Annotated in this window: 1 protein-coding gene; it reads left to right on the top strand. The window is 33.2% G+C overall.

The window, feature by feature from the left end:
- Nucleotides 1-873, top strand: an 873-nt coding sequence (locus ABS764_RS16215; RefSeq protein ID WP_456264510.1) for an HYR-like domain-containing protein, incomplete at both ends; no start/stop codon positions are given.

Below are 873 nucleotides of genomic sequence, written 5' to 3'. Positions count from 1 at the left end.
ACTTGGACTTTTGATGATGGTAATGGAAATACCCAAACAGCTACTCAAAATGTAATTGTTAAAGATGTTACTAAACCTGTTATCACTACATTACCAACATCCTCAACAATATATTGTCCAAATTTACCAGTATTTGTAACTCCTACTGCAACGGATAACTGTACGGTAATAAGTTTAACATCAGAAGACGTTAGAACAAATGGTTCTTGTGTAGGTACTTATTCTATAACCAGAACATGGACTGCAACTGATGCCGGAGGCAATATAACAAAAGCTTCACAAACAATAAATGTAGAAGACAATACAGCTCCTGTACCAACAACAGAATTTCAAACTGTAATCAATACCACTTGTGCTGCAGTTCCAGAAATACCTGTACTAACATTTGTAGATGGTTGCTCTGAAATTGCTCCTACAGTTGTTTTTACTGAAAATATTATAAACAACACTGAAACTTCTTATTCTATTGTTAGAAAATGGAACGTTAAAGATGCTTGTAACAATGCTATTGATTACATTCAAACGGTAAACGTAGATATTATTACGAATGTTACAACAATTACTGTTCCTGAATTCATCAACAGTATTAATGCAACTCAGGTGGATTTAACGACTTACCTACCACAAGATGCTCCATCAAACGGAACCTGGGTGGATATTAATAACTCAGGAATATTAAACGGAAGTATTCTAGATCCTAACAATGCTGCAACCGGAGATTATACTTTCCAATACAACATTGAAACAGAAACTTGTCCTATAAGCTATGTAATTAATCTAAAAATTGATCAGAGTTTTGTCTTAGGTTGTGGAACTATATTTATTCATAATGCATTCACTCCAAATGGTGATAATTTAAATGAAAAATTTGTA

This window comes from Flavobacterium plantiphilum (genome assembly GCF_046000495.1).
Lineage (GTDB): Bacteria > Bacteroidota > Bacteroidia > Flavobacteriales > Flavobacteriaceae > Flavobacterium > Flavobacterium plantiphilum.
This window is presented reverse-complemented; position numbering and strand designations above follow the sequence as displayed.